This window comes from Propioniciclava coleopterorum (assembly GCF_011393335.1).
Classification (GTDB): domain Bacteria; phylum Actinomycetota; class Actinomycetes; order Propionibacteriales; family Propionibacteriaceae; genus Propioniciclava; species Propioniciclava coleopterorum.
On record NZ_CP049865.1, the window covers coordinates 3,023,088 to 3,047,475 of the forward strand.

Annotated in this window: 20 protein-coding genes, 1 tRNA gene and 1 pseudogene; 11 read left to right on the top strand and 11 right to left on the bottom strand. The window is 72.3% G+C overall.

What is annotated here, in order from left to right:
- Positions 1–28: 28 nt before the first annotated feature.
- From G7070_RS14370 to G7070_RS14385, 4 genes and pseudogenes are all read right to left on the bottom strand, one after another.
- Complete coding sequence (locus tag G7070_RS14370) at positions 29–271, bottom strand: acyl carrier protein (RefSeq protein WP_166234305.1); 243 nt, start codon at positions 269–271, stop codon at positions 29–31.
- A 62-nt stretch (positions 272–333) separates the two neighbouring features.
- Complete coding sequence (locus G7070_RS14375) at positions 334–1,326, bottom strand: beta-ketoacyl-ACP synthase III (protein ID WP_246227135.1); 993 nt, start codon at positions 1,324–1,326, stop codon at positions 334–336.
- 2 nt (positions 1,327–1,328) lie between these two features.
- The gene (locus tag G7070_RS14380; protein ID WP_166234306.1) at positions 1,329–2,276 is read right to left on the bottom strand and encodes an ACP S-malonyltransferase; all 948 of its coding nucleotides are present in this window, start codon (positions 2,274–2,276) and stop codon (positions 1,329–1,331) included.
- Between the two features lie 89 nt (positions 2,277–2,365).
- Positions 2,366–3,468, bottom strand: a pseudogene (locus G7070_RS14385) (PucR family transcriptional regulator).
- 157 nt (positions 3,469–3,625) lie between these two features.
- Between G7070_RS14385 and G7070_RS14390 the strand changes: the two are divergent.
- The 8 genes from G7070_RS14390 (at position 3,626) to G7070_RS14425 (ending at position 13,450) form a co-directional block, all read left to right on the top strand.
- A complete protein-coding gene (locus G7070_RS14390) occupies positions 3,626–4,678 on the top strand; it encodes a PHP domain-containing protein (protein ID WP_246227137.1) in 1,053 nt (350 codons plus the stop codon).
- Positions 4,679–4,743: 65 nt separating this feature from the next.
- Positions 4,744–7,506 (top strand): pyruvate dehydrogenase (acetyl-transferring), homodimeric type, encoded by a 2,763-nt coding sequence (gene aceE, locus G7070_RS14395; RefSeq protein ID WP_166234307.1) that lies wholly within the window; start codon positions 4,744–4,746, stop codon positions 7,504–7,506.
- A 160-nt stretch (positions 7,507–7,666) separates the two neighbouring features.
- On the top strand, positions 7,667–8,053 hold the full coding sequence (locus G7070_RS14400) for a DUF3052 domain-containing protein (protein WP_166235345.1): 387 nt from the start codon (positions 7,667–7,669) through the stop codon (positions 8,051–8,053).
- A 37-nt stretch (positions 8,054–8,090) separates the two neighbouring features.
- Positions 8,091–9,281 carry an FAD-dependent oxidoreductase gene (locus G7070_RS14405; protein ID WP_166234308.1) on the top strand — a complete coding sequence of 397 codons (1,191 nt, stop codon included), beginning with the start codon at positions 8,091–8,093 and terminating at the stop codon, positions 9,279–9,281.
- 273 nt (positions 9,282–9,554) lie between these two features.
- Positions 9,555–9,628, top strand: a tRNA-Val gene (locus G7070_RS14410).
- 96 nt (positions 9,629–9,724) lie between these two features.
- Positions 9,725–11,488, top strand: coding sequence for a hypothetical protein (locus G7070_RS14415; RefSeq protein ID WP_166234309.1), 1,764 nt, complete (start codon positions 9,725–9,727; stop codon positions 11,486–11,488).
- Positions 11,485–12,717, top strand: coding sequence for an MFS transporter (locus tag G7070_RS14420; RefSeq protein ID WP_166234310.1), 1,233 nt, complete (start codon positions 11,485–11,487; stop codon positions 12,715–12,717). Before G7070_RS14415 ends, G7070_RS14420 begins: the two co-directional genes overlap by 4 nt.
- On the top strand, positions 12,692–13,450 hold the full coding sequence (locus G7070_RS14425) for a MerR family transcriptional regulator (RefSeq protein WP_166234311.1): 759 nt from the start codon (positions 12,692–12,694) through the stop codon (positions 13,448–13,450). Before G7070_RS14420 ends, G7070_RS14425 begins: the two co-directional genes overlap by 26 nt.
- Here G7070_RS14425 and G7070_RS14430 read toward each other — a convergent pair.
- The 7 genes from G7070_RS14430 to G7070_RS14460 are packed head-to-tail and all read right to left on the bottom strand — an operon-like array spanning position 13,420 to position 21,353.
- On the bottom strand, positions 13,420–14,142 hold the full coding sequence (locus tag G7070_RS14430; protein ID WP_166234312.1) for a response regulator: 723 nt from the start codon (positions 14,140–14,142) through the stop codon (positions 13,420–13,422). The genes G7070_RS14425 and G7070_RS14430 overlap by 31 nt on opposite strands.
- Positions 14,123–16,654, bottom strand: a complete 2,532-nt coding sequence (locus tag G7070_RS14435; RefSeq protein ID WP_166234313.1) for an ATP-binding protein — start codon at positions 16,652–16,654, stop codon at positions 14,123–14,125. The genes G7070_RS14430 and G7070_RS14435 overlap by 20 nt, the downstream gene beginning before the upstream one ends.
- A gap of 1 nt (position 16,655) precedes the next feature.
- Positions 16,656–17,267, bottom strand: coding sequence for a potassium-transporting ATPase subunit KdpC (gene kdpC / locus G7070_RS14440; RefSeq protein ID WP_166234314.1), 612 nt, complete (start codon positions 17,265–17,267; stop codon positions 16,656–16,658).
- A gap of 34 nt (positions 17,268–17,301) precedes the next feature.
- Positions 17,302–19,455, bottom strand: coding sequence for a potassium-transporting ATPase subunit KdpB (kdpB, locus tag G7070_RS14445; RefSeq protein ID WP_166234315.1), 2,154 nt, complete (start codon positions 19,453–19,455; stop codon positions 17,302–17,304).
- Between the two features lies 1 nt (position 19,456).
- Positions 19,457–21,127: a potassium-transporting ATPase subunit KdpA gene (kdpA, locus tag G7070_RS14450; protein WP_166234316.1), complete on the bottom strand. Its 1,671-nt coding sequence runs from the start codon at positions 21,125–21,127 to the stop codon at positions 19,457–19,459.
- Positions 21,127–21,213, bottom strand: coding sequence for a potassium-transporting ATPase subunit F (locus G7070_RS14455; RefSeq protein ID WP_246228015.1), 87 nt, complete (start codon positions 21,211–21,213; stop codon positions 21,127–21,129). Before G7070_RS14455 ends, kdpA begins: the two co-directional genes overlap by 1 nt.
- Complete coding sequence (locus tag G7070_RS14460) at positions 21,213–21,353, bottom strand: hypothetical protein (RefSeq protein ID WP_166234318.1); 141 nt, start codon at positions 21,351–21,353, stop codon at positions 21,213–21,215. The genes G7070_RS14455 and G7070_RS14460 overlap by 1 nt, the downstream gene beginning before the upstream one ends.
- Positions 21,354–21,500: 147 nt before the next feature.
- Here G7070_RS14460 and prfB point away from each other — a divergent pair, with 147 nt between their 5' ends.
- The 3 genes from prfB to ftsX all read left to right on the top strand — a co-directional run bounded on the left by prfB (position 21,501) and on the right by ftsX (position 24,347).
- Positions 21,501–22,613 (top strand): peptide chain release factor 2, encoded by a 1,113-nt coding sequence (gene prfB, locus G7070_RS14465; RefSeq protein ID WP_166234319.1) that lies wholly within the window; start codon positions 21,501–21,503, stop codon positions 22,611–22,613.
- 120 nt (positions 22,614–22,733) lie between these two features.
- Positions 22,734–23,420 (top strand): cell division ATP-binding protein FtsE, encoded by a 687-nt coding sequence (gene ftsE, locus G7070_RS14470; protein ID WP_166234320.1) that lies wholly within the window; start codon positions 22,734–22,736, stop codon positions 23,418–23,420.
- 132 nt (positions 23,421–23,552) lie between these two features.
- Complete coding sequence (gene ftsX / locus G7070_RS14475; protein WP_246227138.1) at positions 23,553–24,347, top strand: permease-like cell division protein FtsX; 795 nt, start codon at positions 23,553–23,555, stop codon at positions 24,345–24,347.
- Positions 24,348–24,388 lie beyond the last annotated feature (41 nt).

The following is a 24,388-nucleotide window of genomic DNA, read 5'->3' on the forward strand; positions in this document are numbered from 1 at the left end:
GCGCCCGACGCGCGGGCGCCCGGCCGGATCAGCTGTGCTGCTCGATGTAGGCCACGGCGTCGCCGACGGTCTTGAGGTTCTTGCTCTCCTCGTCGGGGATGGTGACGCCGAACTTCTCCTCGCAGCCGACGATGATCTCGACCATCGCGAGGCTGTCGACGTCGAGGTCGTCCACGAAGGACTTGTCGAGCTGGACGTCCTCGACCGGGACGCCGGCGACCTCGTTGACGAGCTCGGCGAGCTGCGAACGGATCTCTTCGGTGGTAGCCATGTTTCTTCTCCTTGGTTGTGGTGGACTGACACCCGACCTGGCGGGCCGGGAAAACGAGGGGATCAGGGGATCGTGATGACCTGACCGGCGTAGACCAGTCCGGCGCCGAACCCGATCATCAGGCAGGTGTCGCCGCTGCGGGCCTCGCCCGACTCGATCATCGAGTTCAGGGCGATGCCGATCGAGGCGGCCGAGTTGTTGCCGAAGTTGACGATGGTGCGCGCCACCTTCACGGTGTCGGGCAGCTTCAGCGTCCGCAGCATCGCGTCGGTGATGCGGTTGTTCGCCTGGTGCGGCACGAACAGGTCCAGATCCTCGGGCGCCAGGCCGGCGGCGGCCAGCGTCCGGGAGGCGGCGTCGGCGATGAACGTGGTGGCCCAGCGGAACACCGGGCGGCCGTCCATCGTGATGTGGGAGGTTTCGCCGGTGGCGACCGCCTCGGGCCAGCTCCGGTCCATCTCGATGACCTCGGCCTGGTCGCCGTCCGAGCCCCAGACCAGCGGGCCCATGGTCGGCACGTCGGAGGGGCCGACGACCGCGGCGCCCGCGCCGTCGGCGAACAGGAAGGCGGTGGAGCGGTCGGACAGGTCGGTCATCTCCGACAGCGTCTCGGCGCCGATCGCCAGCACGTGCGTGGCGGCGCCCGAGCGGACCAGCGACTCGGCCATGCCGACGCCGTAGCAGAACCCGGCGCACGCGGCGGAGATGTCGAACGCGGCGGCGTCCGAGCAGCCCAGCTTGGCGGCGACGACGGCGGCCAGCGACGGCGTCTGTACCAGGTGGCTCACCGTGGAGATGATGACCGCGTCGATGTCGGCGGCGGTGAGGCCGGCGCGCTCGATGGCCTGGCGGGCGGCGTCCAGGGAGAGCGTCTCGACGGTCTCGCCCTCGGCGACCCAGCGGCGCTCGACGATGCCGGTGCGCTGCTGGATCCACTCGTCGGAGGAGTCGATGTAGGTGCACATCTCCTCGTTGTCGACGACCCGGCTGGGGATCGCTGCGCCGATGCCCTCGATGCGGGCGTACGGGGACCCCTTGCTGGCGGTGATGGGCACTCTCAGGCCTCCTGGCTGGTCGCGGACGCGTGTCGGGCCACGAAGGCACGGGCGTCGTCGAGTTGATCGGGTGTGTTGAGGTTGAACAGTTCGACGCCGGACAGGTTGCGCTTGGCGATGCCCGTCAGGGTGCCGGCCGGGGGCAGTTCGAGGATGCCGGTCACGCCCAGGTCGGCGAGCGTCGCCATGCACAGGTCCCAGCGCACGGGCGAGGTGACCTGGGAGACCAGCCGCGCCAGGTAGTCGGCGCCGGCGGCGACGGCGGTGCCGTCGGCGTTGCTGAGGATCGTGACGACCGGGTCGGCGGCGGTGAGGCCCGCCGCCGCGGCGGCGACCCGGACGCGGCCGGGCTCCATGTGTTCGGTGTGGAACGCGCCCGCGACCGCGAGCGGGATGACGCGCGCGCCGGCCGGCGGGGCCGCCTTGAGGGCGGCGATCTGCTCGGCGGTGCCGGCGGCGACGATCTGGCCGGCTCCGTTGTTGTTGGCCGCGGTGGCGCCGACCGCCTCGATCGCGGCCAGGACGACCTCGGGCTCGCCCCGCAGGACGGCCGCCATCGTGGTGGCCCGCGCGGCGGACGCCTCCGCCATGCCCTGGGCGCGCTCGCGCACCAGCACCATGGCGTCGACCGGCGACAGGACGCCGACGCCCGCGGCCGCGGTCACCTCGCCGACGCTGTGCCCCGCGGCGACGTCGGCGCCGGCGAACGGGACCGGGTCGCCGCCGGTGAGGCGGTCGGCGGCGATCAGGCCGGCCGCGACCAGCAGCGGCTGCGCGACGGCGGTGTCCTTGATGGTCTCGGCGTCCGCGTCGGTGCCGTAGTGCGCCAGGTCGAGCCCGGCGGCCTCGGAGAGGCGGGCGAGCAGCGCGGCGGTGTCGGCGTCCTCGAGCCACGGGGCGAGGAAGCCGGGGGTCTGGGCGCCCTGACCGGGCGCGACGATGGTGAGCACGGGTTCAATCCTCCCGGGCGGCGCCGCGCCGCGTCGCCGGAGGGCCCACAGTGTTTGTCGGGCCCGATTGTGGGAATCCTCCAGTCGGGCTACGGGGCGGTCAGGAGCCGACCCAGGGTGCCCGCGAGCCGAAGCACGTAACCGCCGCGGGGATCCGAGGGTGCGTAGCCCGTGAGGTCCTCGATCCGGCCGAGCCGGTAGCGGACCGTATTGGCGTGGATGAACAAACGGCGTGCGGTCGCCTCCACCGACGTGCCGGTCGCCCAGTAGGCGTCCAGGGTCTGCACCAGGTCGCCGGAGTGCTGCGCCAGGGGCAGGTAGATGTCGTGGGCGAGCTCGCGGCGCGCGTGGCCGTCGCCGGCCAGGGCGCGCTCGGGCAGCAGCGCCCGGGCGGAGACGGGGCGGGGCGCGTCGACCCAGGCGGCCGCGGCGCGGCGTCCCGACGTGGCGGCGCGGGCGCTGACCACCGCCTCGACGAGGTCGGGGACCACGGGGCCCACCACAACCGGTCCGTCCCCGAAGAAGGGCGCCAGTTCGGCCGCGTGGGCGAGCGCCTCGTCCTCGGTGGAGAAGTCGCCCCCCAGGAGCACGACCAGCCGCGGCCCCTGCCCGGCGGCCAGCACGTCCAGGTCGCGGCGGGCGGCGGCGGTGCGCAGGTCGCGCAGCGAGGCGTCGTCCTGGGGCAGGTCGCCCAGCACGACCGTCAGGCCGCGGGGGAGTGCCACCCCAGCGTGGAGGCGCGGGAGACCACGGACTCGTCGGCGTCGCCGCGGACGACGGCGTCCATGACGAGCGCCTCCAGCCGGGCGTCCCAGGCGCCGCGCGTCTCGGCGGCGCGGGCGTACACCTCCGCGGCGTCGAAGGCGATCTCGCGGCTGTACTGCAGCACCGCCATCGTCAGGGTGGGGCGATCGGAGCGGGGGAGCTGGGTGTGGATCTGCGCCTCGACGGTCTCCACCGTGGTGCGGATGAGGTCGACGGTCTGCTGCAGCGTCAGCCGCCGCATCAGCGACCGTGGGGCGGCCGCGAAGATGTTGGGCTGCTCGACGTCACCGGCGCCGCCGCGGAACCAGTCCACGAAGCCGTCGACGCCGGCGCGCACCACCAGCGTCACCGAGGCCCGGTTGTTGGCGTCCAGGTCGCCGAACCAGGGGTAGCGCGCGGTGATGTCGGACAGCGCGACGGTCGTCATCGTCGCCGCGGCGCCGGCGAGCCGCCGCGCCATCGCGGCGCGGGCCCGGCCGGTCGGCATCCACTCCGCCACCTGTTCGCGCATCGCTGCCTCCCCTTCGCGGCCGACACTACCGGCGATGCGGGCGCCGGCGGGACGCGCGTGCCAGCATGGGCGGGTGAGCCGACGAGACCCCGTGGTGGACCTGCGCGAGATCGCGCGCCTGCTGGAGCGGCACGGCGGCCAGACGCGGCGGGCGCAGACGTTCCGCCGGGCCGCCGACACCCTGGCCGCGCTGGACGCCGACGTCCGCGCTGACCTGGACGCCCGCCGCGGCTGGGGGACGCTGGCCGGGATCGGGGAGACCACGAACCGGGTCATCGCCCAGGCCCACGACGGACGCGTCCCGGACTATCTGGCCGACCTGCAGGCCGCCGACGGGCCGCTCGCGCCGCCCAACCCGGTGATGGCGGCGCTGCGGGGCGACCTGCACACCCACACCGAGTGGTCGGACGGCTCCAGCCCCCTGGAGGAGATGGCGCTGGAGGCGCTGCGGCTCGGGCGGGAGTACCTGGCGATCACCGACCACAGCCCGCGGCTGCGGATCGCCAACGGGCTGGACCGGGAGCGGCGGCTCGCCCAGTTGGCCGAGATCGGGGCGCTGAACGAGGCGCTCCCCGGCTTCACGGTGTTCGCGGGCGCCGAGGTGGACATCCTCGACGACGGCGCGCTGGACGGCGACGAGGACACCCTGGGCCGGCTGGACGTCGTCGTGGCCAGCGTCCACAGCAAGCTCGCGATGGACGCCGCCGCCATGACCAACCGCATGGTCGCCGCGATCGCCCGGCCGCGCACCGACATCCTCGGGCACTGCACGGGGCGGCTCGTGGCCGGCGACCGCGGCACCCGCGCGCAGAGCGCGTTCGATGCCGAGGTCGTGTTCGAGGCGTGCCGGCACTTCGGCGTCGCCGTGGAGATCAACTCCCGGCCCGAGCGGCGCGACCCCCCGACGACCTGCTGGCGTTGGCCGCCGACATGGGCTGCCTGTTCAGCATCGACACCGACGCGCACGCCCCGGGGCAACTCGGCTTCAGCGAGTACGGGGCCGCCCGGGCGTCCGAGGCGGGGATCGCGCCCGAACGGATCGTCACGTGTTGGAAGTCGGAACGGGTGGCCGAGTGGCTGGCGGAGCGGGCCTCGCGGCGGTGATTCTCTCGGATTTGAGAGATAGGGTGGACGACGAGTCCCGGCGGTGACACCCACACGCCGACGTCCGCTGTAGAAAGGACACCATCCGTGGCATCTCGCGACAACGCGGGCCCCATCCTCAACGGCCTGCCCACGAACCTGCCCGACATCGACTCGGAGGAGACGGCGGAGTGGCTGGAATCCCTCGACGACATGATCGACGAGCAGGGCCGCAACCGGGCGCGTTACATCATGCTCAAGCTGCTCGAGCGCAGCCGTGAGCGTCACCTCGGCGTCCCGTCGCTGACCGCCACCGACTACGTCAACACCATCCCGGCCGAGGCCGAGCCGTGGTACCCGGGCGACAACGATCTGGAGCGCAAGTTCCGTCGCCTGCTGCGCTGGAACGCGGCCGTGATGGTCCACCGGGCCCAGCGTCCGGGTGTCGGCGTCGGCGGCCACATCTCGACCTTCGCGTCCTCGGCGACGCTGTACGAGGTCGGCATGAACCACTTCTTCCGCGGCAAGGATCACCCCGGCGGCGGCGACCAGGTGTTCTTCCAGGGCCACGCCAGCCCCGGCATGTACGCCCGCGCCTTCCTGGAGGGGCGCCTGCAGGAGGCCGACATGGACGGCTTCCGCCAGGAGAAGAGCCACATCGTCGACGGGAAGATCCGGGCGCTGCCCAGCTACCCGCATCCCCGCCAGATGCCCGACTTCTGGGAGTTCCCGACCGTGTCGATGGGCATCGGCCCGATCAACGCGATCTGGCAGGCCCAGTTCAACAAGTACCTCCACAACCGCGGCCTGAAGGACACCAGCCAGCAGCGGGTATGGGCGTTCCTGGGTGACGGCGAGATGGACGAGGTCGAGAGCCGCGGCGCCCTGCAGGTGGCCTCGTACGAGGAGCTCGACAACCTCACGTTCGTCGTCAACTGCAACCTGCAGCGCCTGGACGGCCCCGTCCGCGGCAACGGCAAGATCATGCAGGAACTGGAGTCGTTCTTCCGCGGCGCCGGCTGGAACGTCATCAAGGTCGTGTGGGGCGGCGGCTGGGATCCGTTGCTGGCCGCCGACAAGGACGGCGCGCTGCTCAACGTGATGAACAGCACCTCCGACGGCGACTACCAGACGTTCAAGGCCAACGACGGCGGCTACGTCCGCGACCACTTCTTCGCCCGCGACCCGCGCACCGCGAAGATGGTCGAGGACTGGGACGACGAGCGGATCTGGAACCTGACCCGCGGCGGCCACGACTACAAGAAGGTCTATGCGGCCTACGACGCGGCGACGAAGTTCACCGGCGCGCCGACCGTCATCCTCGCGCACACCATCAAGGGCTACTTCCTGGGCCAGCACTTCGCCGGCCGCAACGCCACGCACCAGATGAAGAAGATGGCGCTGGACGACCTGAAGCAGTTCCGCGATCGGCTCGACATGCCCGTCACGGACGCCCAGCTCGAGGAGAACCCCTACCTGCCGCCGTACATCCGGCCCGACGAGTCCGACCCGCGCATCGCGTACGCGCTGGAGCACCGCCGCAAGCTGGGCGGCCCGATCCCCGAGCGGCGCAACAAGCCCCAGGCTCTCAAGCTGCCCGACGACAAGGCGTACGCCTCGGTCAAGAAGGGCTCGGGCAACCAGCAGGTCGCCACGACCATGGCGTGGGTGCGTCTGCTGAAGGACCTGCTGCGCGACAAGGAGTTCGGCGCCCACGTGGTGCCGATCATCCCCGACGAGGCGCGCACGTTCGGCATGGACTCGCTGTTCCCGACCATCAAGATCTACAACCCGCACGGCCAGAACTACACGCCGGTGGACCACGACCTGATGCTGTCCTACCGCGAGGCCAAGGACGGCCAGATCATCCACACCGGCATCAACGAGGCCGGCTCGGTGGCGTCGTTCACCGCGGTGGGGTCCAGCTACGCGACCCACGGGATCCCGATGGTGCCGGTCTACATCTTCTACTCGATGTTCGGCTTCCAGCGCACCGGCGACGCCATCTGGGCGGCTGCGGATCAGCTCAGCCGCGGCTTCCTGATCGGCGCCACGGCCGGCCGCACCACGCTCACCGGCGAGGGCACCCAGCACATGGACGGGCACAGCCCGGTGCTGGCGGCCACCAACCCGGCGATCGTGCAGTACGACCCGGCCTACGGCTACGAGATCGCGCACATCATGCAGGACGGCCTGCAGCGCATGTACGGCGAGAACCCCGAGGACGTCATCTACTACCTCACCGTCTACAACGAGCCCATGGTGCAGCCGCGTGAGCCCGAGGACGTCGACGTCGAGGGGATCAAGCGCGGCATGCACCTGATCTCGAAGGGCAGCAGCGAGGGCATGGCCGACGACGCCAAGCACGTCCAGCTGCTGGCCTCGGGCGTGGGCGTCACGTGGGCCCTGGAGGCCCAGCAGTTGCTGCACGACGACTGGGGCGTGATCGCCGATGTCTGGTCGGTCACCTCGTGGACCGAGCTGCGCCGCGACGCCATGGCCGTGGACGAGAGCCGCTTCCTGCACCCGGACGAGGAGGTCGCCGACTCCTGGATCGTGCAGAAGCTCGCCGACGCCCCCGGCCCGGTCATTGCGACGTCGGACTACATGAAGCAGAACCAGGATCAGATCGCGCAGTGGGTCCCCGGCGACTTCGCCTCCCTCGGCGCGGACGGCTTCGGCTTCTCCGACACCCGGGCCGCGGCGCGGCGCTTCTTCCACATCGACGGCCCCTCGATGGTGGTGCGGGCGCTGCAGATGCTGGCCAAGAACGACGAGATCGACAAGGCGTGGCCCGGCCAGGCCGCCGAGAAGTACAAGCTGCTGGAGGTCACCGCCGGTGCCTCCGGCAACGCTGGTGGGGAGTCCTGAGCCCCATCCACGAGGCGCGACGCGCGCGGTGGAGCCACGGTTCGTGGCGCCCCGCGCGCGTTTGCGCGTCGAAACACCCTAAGATGGAACTGTGACTCGCACGAAGGAAGGGGAATCCCAGGTGGGCGCCGAACCCGAGACCAAGGGTGGCGTGCCCGCGATGACCGCGATGGGCTTCGAGCCCGGGCAGGTCGTCCAAGAACTCGGATGGGACGCCGACGCGGATGAGAATCTCCGCGAACAGATCATGGACGCCATCGACGCGGACATGATCGAGGACCCGCTCGAGGCCGTGGATTCGGTGGTGTTGTGGTGGCGCGACGAGGACGGCGACGTCGCCGATGGCCTCGTGGACGCTCTGCGTGACCTCTCGCAGCAGGGGCACATCTGGCTGTTGACGCCCAAGGTGGGCAAGGACGGCTACGTGGATCCGACCGACGTCGCCGAGGCGACGCTCGCCGCGGGACTCGTGCTGGCCAACCCGGCGTCCGTCTCGCCCCAGTGGCAGGCGCAGCGGATCGTGCGCCCGAAGGTCGGACGCCGCTGATCCAGGTCCAGAACCTCGCCGGAGCGGAGGACGCGACATGAGAGTGGTCATCTGCGGCGGGGGCATGGGCGGTCTGGTCCTGGCGCACGCCCTGGGCGAGCATGCCGACGTGCTCGTCCTGGATCGCGACGCTTCGGCGTCCGACACGGGCGGCTACCGGATCAGCATCGACGACGCGGCGTGCCGTGCGCTGGGGACGGCGTTGACGCGCTCCCTCCTGGAGGAGGTGCGCGCGACGGCCGACACCGGCGACGCCTACGAGCAGTTCACCATCGCCGACGCCCGACTTCGCCCGCTGATCGTCGCGCCGCTTCCGCCCCACGAGGACCGCATCCTCGCCCACCGTCCGCAGTTACGGGCGCTGCTGGCCCGCGATCTCGGGGCCCGCATCCGGTTCGGGTGCCGGGTGGTGTCGGTCACGCAACACCGCAGCATCGCGCGGGTGACGCTGGCCGACGGATCCGAGTTGGACGCGGACCTCGTGGTCGCCGCGGACGGGGCCGACTCGGTCGCCGCCCGGTCGCTCCCGGGTCGCACCCCCGCGCGTGACCTGGGCCTCGTGGGCGTCGCCGGCTGGGCGCCGCTGGATGGGGTGCCGCCCGCGTTCCTGTTCTCGGGGCCCGCGCTGGCGTTCGGCGCCGAAGGTCTGGGGGTGTTCCTGTCCCTGTCCCGTGGCCCCGCTGCGGCGCAGGGGGCGCGTCCCGGGCTGATCTGGGGCACGATCAGCCGCAGCGAAGCGGCCGGGCCTGCACCCGGCATGCCTCCCGAACAGCTCCGGCGCGCCGCGCTGCGGCTGCTGCGCTCCTGGTCTCCCTGGCTGAACGAGCAGGTCGCCCGTTCCGACCCGGCGCGCACGGCCGCGTTCCGGCTGTGGGCGACCGACCCGGGCGGCGACCTCGGCGGGTGGCCACCCGGCCCCGTCGCCGCGCTGGGGGACGCGGTGCACGCCATGCCACCCACCGGCGGCCAGGGCGCCTCCACCGCGATCCGCGATGCGGTGGAACTGGCGGCGGCTGTGCGCGAGGGCCGGCGCGGTGCCGATCTCGGCCCCGCGTTGGCGGCCTACCAGCGCTCGGTCGCCACCCGCGGCCGGGCGGCGATCCGGGAGTCGCTGGGTCCCGTGCGGGTCCTGCGGGCCTTGGGCCACCGGCCCGCCCAATTGTTGGCCGCGCCGCTGCTTCGACTGGCGGGCGCCGTGGGGATCCGGCTTCATCCGAATCAGGCCTGAGCCGCACGGGGAACGTCCCGGGGCCACGCCGGCCGACTCCCGGAGAGCGGCGATCCGGACGTCCCGGAGCGAACCGCCGCCGGTCGCCGCGTCACCTGCGACTCCCGTCACGCGCAGACACGGCCGGGACGACCACGCCCGGTAAAGTTCTGGTACGGTTCGGCGCGCGGCCGGTCGACGTTCGATTCGCCGGGGCAGGGCGGGCAGCGCACGTCCGCCGTCGCGGTGGTGCCAGATCCCGGGCGCTTGGCCGCAGGCCTTCCCCTCTCGAAGGGGCGCATAGCTCAGTTGGTTAGAGCTCCTGCCTTACAAGCAGGCGGTCGGGGGTTCGAGTCCCTCTGCGCCCACGCCACCACCCGGCTGCCGCGCCGCACGCCGACGGCCACCCCCCATCCCCGCGTCCTGTCGTACCCGGCCGATAGGCTGCGACCGGAGGGGGAACAGTGGAGTTCTTGGGGGTCGCGATCCTGGCGGTGCTGATGTTCGGGCTGGTGCTCGCGCTCGTGCACGCGGACTCCGCGCGGCCCGAACCGGACGCCGAGGAGCCGGCGCCGCAGCGTCCGAGCACCGCGTCCCCCACGCCCGCGCCGCCGCAGCGTCCGCGGATGGATCTGACGGCGGTGCTCGAGGGGGCGTTCACGTGCGAGGTGTGCGGCGAACCGGCCACCATCGCGCTGCGGCAGCCCAGCGGCACGCATCACCCGGCGCTGTGCCAGCGGCCCGCCTGCCAGGATCCTGAGCGCTTCGGCGACCTCTGGGCGCGGGCCACCGCGCTGGTCCCCATCGGCTGGCCCTACGACGAGGAACTGTGGGATTCCGTGCCCTGGGTGCAGGCGGAGGACGCCCTGGTGGGCGAGCACTTCTGCACGTTCTGCGCCGCACCCGCCACGCTCGCGCTGAGGCGGCCCTTCGACGTGTACTTCCCGCTGGTGTGCGACAGCCCGGCGTGCCGCGCCATGGACGTGCTGCGCCCGTACCTGGCGTCGCCCATCGTGGCACTGAGCCCTGTCGTGGCCACGCGCGAGCGTGTCACGCCCTCCCCGTCGGTGCCCGAGACGGCGGAGAACTGCACGGTGTGCGGCGAGCCGGCCACCGTCGTGATGCCCCGACCGGGGGAGTCGGCGCTGGGGGTGTGCGACGCGTCGGCGTGCCGCCGCGCCGTGGGGGACCTGTGGACCGACGCCGCCTTCTGGGTCACTCCCCCCGAAGAGGGCGATCTCCCCGAGCGCGGCCTGCTGTGCTCCCGCTGCGGCGGCCAGGCCGTCGGCGCCGAGTGGACCACCGGGGCGTCGCGTCCCCGGATGTGGTGCGCCGACCCGGCGTGCGGTGGCGCCCAGCGACCGGCGTCGCGCGACGGGCGGGAGGCGCTCAGTTACCACCTGGATCGCCCCGAGTCCATGCTCCCGCCGCACCTGGACGCCTGCCTCCTCTGCGGGGAGCCGACCGCGTACTTCCTCATGGTGCCCGGCGAATGGGTCGCCCGCGGCGTGTGTCACTCCGCCAACTGCGTGTACATCGCCCACGCCCGGTCGTGGTGGCTCGACCCCTCCCACAAGGAGGGCCCCTACGGCCGGCCGGAGGTCGGCTACTTCTGCATGGTCTGCGGCCGGTCCGCCGACCTGGAGATGCGGCAGCGGGACGGTGGCGTCCAGGCGGTGTGCGATGACCCGGCGTGCCAGCAGCATCCCGCGGTGCGCTACCACTGGGCACGTGCCCAGTGGGTCGCCCGCCTCGAGCCGTCCGAGCCGGGACGTCGCTGCTGCGTCTGCGAGGCACCGGCGACGGCCGGCCTGGGTCAGATCGGCGGCGTCACCGTCGACGTGTGCGAGGCGCGGGAGTGCCGTGATCGCGCCGTGGATCAGTCCTGGAACCCCGACGTGCCGCGCCCCCCACGCCCGCCCCTGGTGCCGCTGGTGGCTCAGTTCCTGCCGCGGGAGCCCGCCGCGCGGTGCGACACCTGCGAGGCCTGTCCGGCGGAGCTGTGGTACACCCACACGGGGGACGGCGAGGTTCAGCGCACGACGATGTGCCACGACTGCTTCGAGGACAATCAGGAGGGGTGGGACGGAGCGGTCAGCCGTGGGTTCTTCCTCCTGCTCGGGCAGGTCCACCCGAGGCAACGCGTCTGGCGCGCCCGCAGCGCCTCCTCGACGCCACCAGACGACTTGACCCTGACCCAGGGTCAAGGTTCGACACTGGTTACGTGACCTCGAAGACGACCCTTCCCCTGTACCTGATCGCCACCGGCACGTCGTTGTTCGGCAACGCGTCCATCTCGATCGTGCTGCCGTGGCTGGTGCTCCAGCGCACCGGCGACCCGGCCGTCGCCGGCCTGGTCGCGGCCGTCAGCGCGCTGCCCGCCGCGATCGCCGCCTTTGCGGGCGGCCACCTGGTCGACCGGGTCGGACGCCGCCGGATGACTGTCATCGCCGACATCGGGTCCGCGGTCGCGGTCGCCTCGCTGGCGCTGGTGGACGCCGCCGTGGGCCTCGACGTCGGCTGGTTCATCCTCCTCGGCGTCCTGGGCGCCCTGTTCGACGTGCCCGGGATGACCGCGCGTGAGACCCTGCTCGCCAACGTGTCCCAGACCTCCGGCACGAGCCTGGACCGGATCGCGTCGCTGCGCGGGGCCCTGTTCGGCCTGTCCTTCCTGGCGGGGCCCGCGCTGGCGGGCTGGCTGCTGGCGGTGTTCCCCGCGATCACCGTCGTGTGGATCACCGCGGCCTGCTCCGCGATCGCCGCCCTCGCGGTCGCGGTGATGCCGCTCGACCCGACGCCGCCGGCCGAGCACGCCGACCCCTCGCCGCTCGCCGGCTGGACCCACATCCGCCGCAACAGCGCCCTGTTGGCGCTGCTGACCGTGAGCCTGGCGTCCATGGTGATCGTCGGGCCGCTGCTGAGCATCGTCCTGCCCGCGCACTTCACGGCGCTGGCGGCCCCCGGGCTGCTCGGCCTCACGCTGTCGGCCTACGCGGTGGGCACCATCGCGGGCTCCGGCCTGTACGGCTGGCTCTTCGACGGACGCCGCTGGGCCGCCTGGGTGACCGCCAACGCGCTGTACACGGTCGGGGGCCTGCTCATCGGGACGCTGGCCGGGGTGTGGCCGGTCGCGCTCGGTATGGTCGCGGCCGGGATCGGCTCGGGACTGATGCAGCCCATCACCACGGTCGTGCTGACCGAGCAGGTGCCCGACGCCCTGCGCGGCCGGGTCTTCGGCACGTACGCCGCCCTGCAGATGGCGGTGGCGCCGCTGGGGCTCGGCGCAATGGCCGCGCTCCTCGGTGCCACGAGCCTGGGCGTCGGCGCCTGGGCCCTGGCCGGCGGCTGGGTGCTGCTCGCCGCCTGGTCCGTCGCGCTGCCCGGGCTGCGCGACTACATTCGGGGCGGGAGCGGAGCGCGGGAGGAGGCCCATGCTGACGATCGGCCGGCTGGCTGACTACGTCGGGGTCACGCCGCGCGCCATCCGGCTCTACCATCAGCGCGGGCTGCTGCCCGAGCCCGAGCGGACCGCGTCCGGCTACCGCGTCTACACCGCGCAGGACGTCATCGACCTGCAGCGCATCAAGGTGCTCACCGACGCCGGCGTCCCGCTGGCCCGCGTCCGGGACCTGCTGCACGCCTCGCAGGCAGACGTGGCCGCCGCCGTGGCCGAGGTGGACGCCGACCTGCGCCGCCGGATCGCCGACCTGCGCCGGACGCGCGGCGCGCTCGCGACGCTGGCCCAGGGGGAACCGTTCCTGCCCGCGTCGGTGGCGGCGCTGCACGCCGGGCTGCGGGCCATCGGGGTCTCGGAGGCGACGCTGCTGCGCGAGCGGGACAACTGGGTGCTCATCCACGTGCTGTACCCGGAACTGGTCGACCAGTGGCTGGGGACGCAGGTCGCGATGCTGGAGGACCCGGAGTTCCGCGACCTCTACCTGCTCACCGACGAGGCGTTCGGCTGGGAGCCCGACGACCCGCGCCTGGAGGAGATCGCGCGGCGCACCGTCGCGTGGATGGTCACCCAGACCCCGCCCGACACCGAGGGCTGGGACACCGATCCGGTCGCCTACCAGCTCGTCACCACCTACCGCAGCGACGTCTCGCCGGCGTGGGACGCCCTGATGACGCGGACGCGCGAGCTCGCCCTCGAGGCGGGCTACGTCGAGCCCGGCTCCGGGCCCGGCTGACCCGCCTCGTCCAGGACGAGGCGGTACCCCATGCCCGGCTCGGTCAGCAGGTGGCGCGGAGCGCTCGGCTCGGCCTCGAGCTTCTTGCGCAGCTGGGACAGGTAGAGCCGCAGGTAGCCGGTGTCCTCGACGTGGTCGGTGCCCCAGATCTGCGCCAGCATCGTCTGCCGGGTCACCAGCTTGCCCGCGTTGCGCACCAGCAGGTCCAGCACCTGCCACTCCGTCGGCGTCAGCCGCACCTGCCGGCGCTGCCCGCCCGCGTGGTCCACGACCGAGCGCGAGGCCAGGTCCACCGTGATGTCGCCCAGGCGCACGACCGGCTCGGGGTCCTCCTGGCCGCCGCGCCGGGTGACCGCCCGCATCCGGGCGAGCAGTTCGTCGACCGAGAACGGCTTGGTGACGTAGTCGTCGGCGCCGGCGTCCAGCGCCTCGACCTTGTCGGCCGACCCGGTGCGCCCCGAGATCACGAGGATCGGGGCGCTCGACCAGCCGCGGACGGCGTGGATCACGTCGAGGCCGTCCAGTTCGGGCATGCCGAGGTCGAGCAGGTACAGGTCCGGATGCTCCTCGATCGCCGCGGCGATCGCGTGCTTGCCGTCGGGCACCGCGATGACCTGGTGCCCCGTCGCGGTGAGCGTGATGCGCAGCGCGCGCACCATCTGCGGATCGTCGTCAGCGATCAGGATCTTCATCGCGTCCCTCCTCGGGGCCGTGCTGGTCGTCGGGGCGGGCCAAGGGGAGGGAGACCACCATGGTCAGGCCGCCGCCGGGGGTGGTCTCGGGGCGCAGTTGGCCGCCCATGGCCTCGGCGAAGCCGCGCGACAGCGCCAGCCCCAACCCGAGGCCGGTGGTGTTGTCGGTGTCGCCCAGCCGCTGGAACGGCAGGAAGATGTCCTCGCGCCGGTCCTCGTCCACGCCCGGCCCGTGGTCGATGACGCGCACCTCCACCCGGTCGCCGAACGTGCTGGTCGCGACGCGCACCCTGGTGCCGGGCGGGGAGAACCGCACCGCGTTGGCGAGCAGGTTCGCCACGACCCGCTGCAGCAGCACGGGGTCGGCGGTGACCAGCGCGTCGTCGTGGCGCAGGTCGAGTTCGAGGGCGCCCGGCCCGAGCGCGAGCTCGTCCAGGGCGGGTGCGATCGCCTCGGCGGGGTCGATGCGCCGGGTCGCCAACGACAGGGCGCCCGCCTGGACGCGGCTGACGTCGAGCAGGTCGGTGACCAGCGTCGACAGGGCGGCCAGGCTCTCGTCGGCGGTCTGGAGCAGCTCGGACGCCTCCTGCGGGCGCAGCGACGAGCCCGCCGACCGCAGGCCCCCGACCGCCGCCGTGGCCGCGGCCAGGGGACGCCGCAGGTCGTGGCTGAGCGCGGACAGCAGCGCCCCCCGGGCGCGGTCCGAGGCCGCGATCGGCTCGATGGTCCGGGCCGTCTCGGTCAGCTGCTGGTGCTCCAGCGCCGCGGCGAGCTGGCGGGTGATCACGTCGAACGGGCGCTGGTCGGCGGCGCTGATCGACCCGCCCACGTACGCCAGGGCGGCGTCCTGGCCCAGCGGCACGACGGTGGGCGTCGCGGCGTCGTCCCAGGCGCCGGACTGCGCCACGACCTGGTCGCCCCGCAGCACGCGCGCGCCGGTCAGCCCGAACGCCTCGGCGGCCCGCTCGGTGAGGGCCGCGACGGCGTCCTGGCCACGCAGGACGCTGCCGGCCACCGCCTGCACGAGCTCCGACTCGGCCTGCGAGCGCCGGGCGGCGCGGGACCGGCGCGCGGCCCGGTCGACCACGAAGCTCACCAGCGCGGCGATCACGACGTAGAGCAGGAGCGCCCGGACGTGCAGCGGGTCGGCGATCGTGATGGTGAACAGCGGCTGGATGAAGAAGAAGTCCAGCGTGAGGCCCGACATCACGGCCGCGAACAGCGCCGGCCACAGCCCGCCCACCAGCGCGACGACCACGACGAGCAGCTGGTAACTCAGCACGTCGCTGGTGATCGACTCGGGGCTGCGACCCGCCAGCAGCAGCGCGGTGAGCGCGGGACCGCCGAGCAGGGCCAGCCCGAAGCCCAGCAGCCGACGCCGCGGGGTGAGGGCGCCGCCGAGCGGCGGCAGCTGCATCCTGTCGCCCGCCGCGGCGTGGTTGACGATGTGGACGTCGATGTCGCCCGACTCGCGGATCACCGTGGCGCCGATCCCCGGGCCGGTCAGGGCCGCCTGCCAGCGGCCGCGGCGCGAGGCGCCCATGACGAGTTGGGTGGCGTTCATGGAGCGGGCGAAGGCGACGAGCGTCGAGGGCACGTCCTCGCCGACGAGGGCGTGGTAGGTGCCGCCCAGGGTGTCGACGAGGGCCCGCTGGGCGGCGAGGTCGGAGGTGTGGGTCGAGCGGAGGCCGTCCTGGCTCGTGACGTGGACGGCGAGCAGGTCGCCCCCGCCGCCGGCGCGGCTCACGATCCGGGCGGCGCGGCGCAGCAGCGTCTCGCCCTCGGGGCCGCCGGTGAGCGCGACCACGACCCGCTCGCGGGCCTCCCAGGTGGCGTCGATCCCGTGCTCGTCGCGGTAGTGCTGCAACGCGACGTCCACCTCGTCGGCCAGCCAGAGCAGCGCCAGCTCGCGCAGCGCGGTCAGGTTGCCGAGCCGGAAGTAGTTGGACAGCGCCGCGTCGATGCGCTCGGCCGGGTAGATCAGGCCCTCGGCCAGCCGGCCCTGCAGGGCGCTGGGGGCCAGGTCGATCACCTCGATCTGGTCGGCGCGGCGCAGGAACTCGTCCGGGACGGTCTCGAGCTGCCGCACCCCGGTGATGGTCTCCACCACGTCGTTGAGGGAGGCGATGTGCTGCACGTTCACCGTCGAGATGACGTCGATGCCCTCGGAGAGCAGTTCCTCCACGTCCTGCCACCGCTTGGCGTGCCGCCCGCCGGGCGCGTTGGTGTGGGCGAGCTCGTCGACCAGCACCACGTCCGGATCGCGCTCCAGCACGGCGACGGTGTCCAGCTCGGTCAGCCCGACGCCGCGGTGCTCGACGACGCGGCGCGGCACCTCCGGCAGGCCCTCGGCCATCGCGGCGGTGGCGGCGCGGCCGTGGGTCTCCAGGATGCCGATCACGACGTCGACGCCCTCGCCGCGCAGGCGGCGTCCCTCCTCGAGCATGTCGTAGGTCTTGCCCACGCCGGGGGCCGCGCCCAGCAGGACGCGCAGCTTCCCCCGACCGCTCATGTCACCCCTCCCGTTGCAGCAGGTTGTTCAGCACCACCACGTTGACTCGGGGCTCCCCGAGGAAGCCCGCGTCGCGGCCCTGCATGCTGGCCTCCACCATGGCACGAACCTCGGCCTCGGGCAGCGAGCGGGCCGCCGCGACGCGCGCGACCTGCAGTTCGGCGTAGGCGGGGCTGATGTGCGGGTCGAGGCCCGAGCCGCTCGCGGTGACCGCGTCGGCGGGCACCGCCGCCTCGGGGACGCCGTTGAAGGCGGCCACCTGGGCGCGCCGCTCGGTGATGGCCGCGACGAGGTCCGGGTTCTCGGGCCCGGCGTTGCTTCCCGAGGACGCCGACGCGTCGTAGCCGTCGCCGGCCGCGGAGGGCCGGGGCTGGAAGAAGCCCGGCAGCGGGGCGCCGGAGGCGTCGCTGAACGACTGACCGATCAGGCTCGAGCCGACGACCCGGCCGTCGGGCCCGGTCAGCGCCGAGCCGTTCGCCTGCGGCGCCATCAGCACCTGCGCCAGGCCGGTGACGACCAGCGGGTAGACCACGCCGAGGAGGAGGGTGAGGGCGAGGAGGCTGCGGGCCGCCACGCCGACGGTGCGCCACGTGCGGCGCGTGCTGGAGTTCATGTCGTGTGTCCTTGTCCGAAGGGAGGGGGTCGGCTCAGAAGCCGGGGATGAGGCGGACGAGCAGGTCGATCAGGCCGATCCCGAGGAACGGGGCCACGACGCCTCCCAGTCCATAGATGAGCAGGTTGCGCCGCAGGAGCTGCGAGGCGTCGCCCGCGCGGTACTTCACCCCGCGCAGCGCCAGCGGCACCAGGGCGATGATCACCAGCGCGTTGAAGATGACCGCCGACAGCACCGCCGAGGCGGGGGAGTGCAGCCCCATGATGTTGAGGGCGGCGAGCCCCGGGTAGGCCCCGACGAAGATCGCGGGGATCACCGCGAAGTACTTGGCCAGGTCGTTGGCGATGGAGAAGGTGGTCAGCGCGCCGCGCGTGATGAGCAACTGCTTGCCGATGGCGACGACGTCGATGAGCTTGGTCGGGTCGGAGTCCAGGTCGACCATGTTGCCGGCCTCCTTGGCCGCGGACGTGCCCGAGTTCATCGCGACGCCGACGTCGGCCTGGGCCAGCGCGGGGGCGTCGTTGGTGCCGTCGCCGGTCATCGCCACGAGGCGTCCGCCGGACTGCTCCTGCCGGATGTAGGCCAGCTTGTCCTCGGGGGTGGCCTCGGCGAGGAAGTCGTCGACGCCCGCCTCGGCGGCGATCGCCTCCGCCGTGAGCGGGTTGTCGCCGGTGACCATCACGGTGCGGATGCCCATCCGGCGCAACTGCGCGAACCGCTCCGCCAGGCCGTCCTTGACGATGTCCTTGAGGTGGACCACGCCCAGGACCGCGGGCCGCTCGCCGGGGGCACGGCGCGCGACCACCAGCGGGGTGCCGCCGGAGCGCGAGATGCCCTCCACGAGCTCGTCCAGGTCGGCGCGGGTGCGGCGGGGGACGTCGGCGCCCTCGGACTCGACCCAGGCGACGACGGCCGAGCCGGCGCCCTTGCGGAGCTGGACGCCGCCGGGCAGGTCGAGGCCCGACATCCGGGTCTGCGCGGTGAACGGCACCACGACGCTGCCCTCGGGCTGCTCTGGGACGCCCCCCGACGCGGCGGCGAGCTCGACGATCGAGGCGCCCTCGGGGGTGGGGTCGGCCCGCGACGACAGCGCGGCGGCCTCCATCAGTTCCTGCTCGGGGACGCCGTGCAGCGGCCGGAACGCGACGGCCCGCCGGTTGCCGTAGGTGATGGTCCCGGTCTTGTCGAGCAGCAGGGTGCTGACGTCGCCGGCGGCCTCGACGGCCCGCCCGGACATCGCGAGCACGTTGCGCTGCACGAGCCGGTCCATGCCGGCGATGCCGATCGCAGACAGCAGGGCGCCGATGGTGGTGGGGATGAGGCACACCAGCAGGGCGACGAGCACGGTCACGCTGGCGGGGGAGGCGTCCGCGGACGCGATCGGGTTCAGGGTGAGCACGACCACCAGGAACACGATCGTCAGCGACGCCAGCAGGATGTTCAGGGCGATCTCGTTGGGGGTGCGCTGCCGCGCCGCCCCCTCCACGAGCGCGATCATCTTGTCGACGAAGGTCTCGCCGGGCTTGGAGGTGATCTTCACCACGATCCGGTCCGACAGGACGCGGGTCCCGCCCGTGACCGCGGACCGGTCGCCGCCCGACTCGCGGATGACGGGGGCGGACTCGCCGGTGATGGCCGACTCGTCGACCGAGGCGATGCCCCAGATGATGTCGCCGTCGCCCGGGATCAGGTCGCCGGCCTCGGCCACGACCACGTCGCCCAGCGTCAGCTCCGAGGACGCCACGTCCTCCAGCCGCGCGGTCTCCGCGCCGGGGTCCTCGCTGCGGAAGTCGACGACGCGGTGCGCGGTGGTGGTGGTGCGGGTGCGGCGCAGGCTGTCGGCCTGGGCCTTGCCGCGCCCCTCGGCGACGGCCTCGGCGACGTTGGCGAACACGACGGTCAGCCACAGCCATGCGGCGATGAACCACGCGAACGGCGCCGGTACGGGCGAGCCGCCCGACGTCTCGACCGCGCCGGTCACCGACTGCGCCAGGGCGGACACGGTGGTCAGGGCCGCCCCGACCCACACGAGGAACATGACCGGGTTGCGCCACTGGGCGCGCGGGTCGAGCTTGCGCAGCGCCTCGGGCAGGGAGGCCAGCACCTGGCGCGCCGACAGCGGGCCGGAGCCGTTGGAGGGATGCGGCCGCCGTGGGGCGGTCAGCGGGGTTGCGGTGAGCGTGGACATGTCAGGCGAGTCCTTCTGCGAGCGGACCGAGGGTGAGGATGGGGAAGAACACGAGCGCGGCGACCAGGACGGCCGTCCCGACCACCAGGACCACGAACAGCGGACCGGTGGTGCGCAGGGTTCCGGGGGTGGGTTCGGTGGGGCTCTGCGTGGACAGCGTGCCGGCCAGCGCGAGCACCAGGGCGATGGGCAGGAAACGGCCCCAGAGCATGGCGACGCCGAGGGCGCCCGTGAACCAGGGGTGGGTGGCCGTCAGCCCGGCGAACGCCGACCCGTTGTTGTTGGCCGCCGAGGTGAAGGCGTAGATGACCTCCGACAACCCGTGCGGGCCCGGGTTGGCGAGCGCCCCCTCGACGTCGGCGCGCAGCGCGGGGACGCCGAAGCTCAACGCGATGCCGACCATCACGAGGGCGGGCATCACGAGGATGGCGAGGCTGGCGAGCTTCATGGGCAGCGGGCCGATCTTCTTGCCCAGGTACTCGGGCGTGCGCCCCACCAGCAGGCCGGCGAGGAAGACCGCGATGATCGCGATCACCAGCAGGCCGTACAGGCCTGTCCCCACGCCTCCGGGCGCGATCTCGCCGAGCATCATGTTGAGCATCGTCATCATGCCGCCCAGCGCGGTGTAGGAGTCGTGCATCGAGTCGACGGCGCCGGTCGAGGTCAGCGTCGTCACAGACGCGAAGACCGACGAGCCGACGACGCCGAAGCGCACCTCCTTGCCCTCCAGGGCCGCGCCGGCGAGTTGCGGCGCGGTGCCGCGTCCGGCGAGTTCGAAGGCGGTCAGGGCCGTCGTGGTGAGGAGCGCCAGGGTCGCCATCGCGGCCAGCAGCGCGACGCCCTGGCGGGTGTCGCCGACCATCCGGCCGAAGGTGCGCGGCAGCGAGAACGGGATCACGAGGATCAGCAGGATCTCCAGCAGGTTGGTCCACGGCGTCGGGTTCTCGAAGGGGTGGGCGGAGTTGGCGTTGAAGAAGCCGCCGCCGTTGGTGCCCAGCAGCTTGATGACCTCCTGGGACGCCACGGGCCCGCCGGGCAGCGACTGCGCCCCGCCGGCGACCGTCGTGACCTCCTGCCAGGGCTGGACGTTCTGGATGACCCCGCCCAGCACCAGCAGCAGCGCGCCCGCGACGGCGATGGGGAGCAGGATCCGCAGCGTCGCGCGGGTCAGGTCCACCCAGAAGTTGCCCAACGTCCCGGTGCCGCGCGCCGCCAGCCCGCGGATGAGCGCGACGGCGACGGCGATCCCGGTCGCGGCGGAGACGAAGTTCTGCACGGCCAGCCCCGCGAGTTGCACGGAGTAGCCGAGCGTCGACTCGGGCGAGTAGGACTGCCAGTTGGTGTTGGTGACGAACGAGATCGCGGTGTTGAACGCGATCCCCTCGGGCACCGGCGGCAGGCCGAGCGAGAACGGCAGCCAGGGCTGCAGGCGCTGCAGCGCGTACAGCAGCAGCATCCCCAACAGCGAGAACAGCAGGACGCCGCGCAGGTAGGCGCGCCAGGACTGGCCGCTGCGCGGGTCGACCCCCATGAAGCGGTACAGGACGCGCTCGGCGCGGGTGTCGCGCGGCGAGGTGAACACCCACGCCATGTAGTCGCCGAGCGGGACGTGGATCAGCCCGAGCACCACGATGAGCGTGCCCAGGGTCGCGAGGTAGAACAGCCAGTCCATCAGAACTTCTCCGGGTGCAGGAGGGCGAAGCCCATGTAGACGACGGCGGCGAGGCCGAGGACACCGGCCACGATGGTGAGCGTCATCACAGCCGTTCCACCCCCCTCGCGACGAGCGCGACGACCCCGATCAGGGCGAACAGGGCCGCGATGTAGATCACATCGAGCATGTGGGTCCATCTCCTTCGTTCCCGGCGCGGTGCCGGGTGCCCCGGGCGGGCATCCACGATCAAACTCCCGCCCGCGGCGTCCGGACCGGGCCCTCACGGAATCCATACGGGACCGGTCGGTTTCCTTACGCCGCGCTCATGGGGCGGCGGCCGGCGTCCGCCCCGACTCGGAGCGCAGGTGGCGTGGCGGTAGGCTTGCTCCTCGTGGCCACCGACTTCGCATCCGAGATCTCCGAACTCGACCGCTCCCTGACGAGCATCGAGGTGGTGGTCGACCCCGAGAAGAAGCGGGCGGAGATCGCCGAGCTGTCCGAGAGGGTCGCCGCCCCCGACCTGTGGGACGACCCCGACAACGCGCAGAAGGTGACGTCGCGGCTCTCGGCGCTGAACTCCGAACTCGACCGGGTCGGTTCGCTGCGTTCGCGCCTGGACGACCTGGGCGTGCTGGTGGAGTTGGCGCAGGAGGAGAACGACGCCGACACCCTGGCGGAGGCCCAGAAGGAGATGGCCTCGCTGCACGGCGACATCGCCGCGCTGGAGGTCCGCACGCTGCTGAGTGGCGAGTACGACGAGCGGGACGCCGTCGTCTCGATCCGCGCCGGCGCCGGCGGCGTGGACGCCGCCGACTTCGCCGAGATGCTGCTGCGCATGTACCTGCGCTGGGCCGAGCGACACGGGCACGCGGTGAAGGTGCTCGACACCAGCTACGCCGAGGAGGCCGGCCTGAAGTCGGTCACCTTCGAGGTGAGCGCGCCGTTCGCGTACGGGACGCTGTCGGTCGAGGGCGGCACGCACCGCCTGGTCCGGATCAGCCCGTTCGACAACCAGGGCCGCCGTCAGACGTCCTTCGCGGCGGTCGAGGTGATCCCGCTGATCGAGTCGACCGACCACATCGACGTGCCGGAGGCCGACATCCGCGTGGACGTCTTCCGCAGCTCGGGCCCCGGCGGCCAGTCGGTCAACACCACCGACTCCGCCGTCCGCATCACGCACCTGCCCACCGGGCTGGTGGTCTCGATGCAGGACGAGAAGAGCCAGATCCAGAACCGCGCCGCCGCCATGCGCGTCCTGCAGTCGCGCCTGCTGCTGCTGAAGAAGCAGGAGGAGGACGCGAAGAAGAAGGAACTCGCCGGCGACGTCAAGGCGTCCTGGGGCGACCAGATGCGCAGCTACGTGCTGAACCCGTACCAGATGGTGAAGGATCTGCGCACCGGCTACGAGGTCGGCAACCCCGACTCGGTCTTCGACGGCGAGCTCGACGGCTTCATCGACGCGGGCATCCGCTGGCGCAAGAGCGCGGAGAACGCCGAGGACTGAGGCCCGCCACGCCCGGCGAGGCGCCGGGGCGGGGGAGCCTTGTGGACCTAGGCTGGGTCGCGGCCGGCTGAGAGCTTCTCAGGAACCTTCCCCATCGTCGACTCCGGCCAGCGGATGCCTGTGATCACGTTCGATAACGTCTCCAAGACGTACCCCGGCCAGAAGCGGCCGGCACTGCAACACGTCTCGACCACGATCGAGGACGGCGAGTTCGTCTTCCTGGTCGGGCCGTCGGGTTCGGGCAAGTCGACGTTCCTGCGGCTGGTGCTGCGCGAGTACCGCGCGAGCAGCGGGCAGGTGGTCGTCAACGGCCGCGACGTCGGGAAGCTGCCCAACTGGCGCATCCCGAAGCTGCGCCGCGGCGTCGGCATCGTGTTCCAGGACTTCCGGCTGCTGCCCGGCAAGACCGTCACCGAGAACGTCTCCTTCACCCTGCAGGTGATCGGACGCCCCAGCCGCGAGATCCGCCGTCTGGTGCCCGAGACCCTCGAACTGGTGGGCCTGGAGGACAAGGGCGACCGGCTCCCCGAGGAGCTGTCGGGCGGCGAGCAGCAGCGCGTCGCCATCGCGCGCGCCTTCGTCAACCGGCCCGGCATCCTGCTGGCGGACGAGCCCACCGGCAACCTCGACCCCGCCACGTCGGTCGGGATCATGAAGATCCTCGACCGCATCCACCGCGACGGCACGACGGTGGTGATGGCGACGCACGACGCCACCATCGTCGACCAGATGCGCCGCCGCGTCCTCGAACTCAACGCCGGAGAACTCATCCGCGACCAGGCCCAGGGCGTCTACGGATACCAGTGAGCCGGAGCGGATCAGGAGAGAACACATGCGTCACACACTGAAAGAGACCCTGTCCGGCCTGCGGCGGAACGCGAGCATGAACGTCGCGATCCTCGTCACGATGTGGGTCTCGCTGGCCCTGTTCGGACTCGGGTGCTCGCGACCCAGCAGGTCGACCTCATCAAGGGCCGCTGGTACGACAAGATCGAGCTCACCGCCTTCCTGTGCACCGCCGACACCCAGGGCGGCACGTGCGTCCCGGGCCAGGCGACCACGGACGCCGAGCGGGACGCGATCCGCGCCGCCCTGGAGTCCAACCCGCAGGTGCAGACGGTGTACTACCAGAGCCAGGAGGACGTGTTCGAGGAGTTCAAGGTCACCTACGCCGACTCCCCGATCATCGGATCCCTGCAGGCCACAGATATGCAGGACCTGTTCAGGATCAAGCTGAAGAATCCTGAGGAATATCAGGAAGTCACCGCCCAGCTGTCGGTCATGCCGGGGGTGCAGAGCGTGCAGGACCTGCGTGCATTCCTCGAGCCGTTGTTCGAATGGCTGAACTGGGGCCGCTGGATGGCCGTGGGGGCGTCCGCGTTGCTCCTCCTGGCGGCCGCACTGCAGATCGGCAACGCCATCCGGGTGGCCGCGTTCACCCGCCGGCGGGAGATCGGCATCATGCGCCTGGTGGGCGCGTCCCGGACCTACATCATGTTGCCGAGCCTGCTGGAGAGCCTCGCCGTGGCCCTCGGCGGGGCCGCCCTGGCGTGCGCCACCCTGGCCGCCATCCAGCAGTTCGCCGTGGTCGAAAAGGCTAAACCTGCCCTTCAGGGATTCGTGTGGATCGGCTGGAATCATGTGGCGATAGCCATGCTGGGGGTTGTGGTCGTCGCGGTGCTTCTCTCTATGATCCCGACGTTGGTTGCGACCCGGAGGTTCTTGAAGGTCTGAGCCTTTTCAGGCGGTCGCACGAATCGGATCCGTAGGGAGAA